This window comes from Glycomyces luteolus (assembly GCF_027622875.1).
In the GTDB taxonomy this organism is placed as follows: Bacteria; Actinomycetota; Actinomycetes; order Mycobacteriales; family Micromonosporaceae; genus Glycomyces; species Glycomyces luteolus.
In genome coordinates this window covers 1-807 of sequence record NZ_JAPZVP010000049.1, presented here as the reverse complement: position 1 = coordinate 807, position 807 = coordinate 1, and the positions used below count along the sequence as shown (strand labels likewise).

Here is an 807-nt window from a genome sequence, read left to right as displayed (position 1 = left end):
GAGGCGCCGTCCGAGGCGATGGCGCGGGAGGCCGAGCTCTTCGAACGGGCCCGCGAGCTCCAGCACCTCAACGTGGAGCTGAGCGAGGCCAACATACGCGACCACCAGGTCGCCGTCACCCTCCAGAAGGCCATGCTGCTGACGCCCGACCTCGAGAAGCACACCGATGTCGTCGTGCGCTACCTGCCCGCCGTCGAAACCATGAACGTCTGCGGCGACTGGTACGACGTGGTCGACCTCTCCGGCGGCCGATTCGCACTCGCCGCCGGCGACGTCGTCGGCCACGGCCTGGAGGCCGCCGCCGTCATGGGCATGCTCCGCAGCGTCCTCAACGCCGCCATCCGCGCCCTCGAACGACCCGCCCACGCCCTCGAAGTCCTCGGCCTGTACGCCCGCTCCATGGAAGGCGCGCTGAACTCCACCGCCGTCAAAGCGATGGTGGACCCCTCCAGCGGACTCATCATCTACAGCAACTCCGGACACCCGCCCCCGGTACTGGTGCACCCGGACGGCCAGTGCGAACTGCTGAGCCAGGTCCTGGACCCGCCCCTGGGCGCACGCCCCAAGCACGTCCCCTGCTCGCAGGCCGGACAGCCCTACACCGAGGGCGACTCCCTCGTGCTCTACACCGACGGGCTCATCGAACGGCGGGGCGAGGACATCGACGCGGGCCTGAACCGGCTGTGCGAGACCCTGAGCCGCCACAGCGCCCTCGAACCGCGGCGGATGGCCGACACCGTCCTCGACGAACTCGGCGTCGCCGGCGGCGCCCACGACGACATCTCCCTCATCATCGCCCGGTTGTGA

General features: G+C 70.1%; 1 protein-coding gene. It reads left to right on the top strand.

Going from position 1 to position 807, the window contains the following annotated elements; translation table 11 throughout:
• On the top strand, positions 1-807 hold an 807-nt coding region (locus O1R50_RS26150), incomplete at its 5' end, for a PP2C family protein-serine/threonine phosphatase (protein ID WP_270113205.1).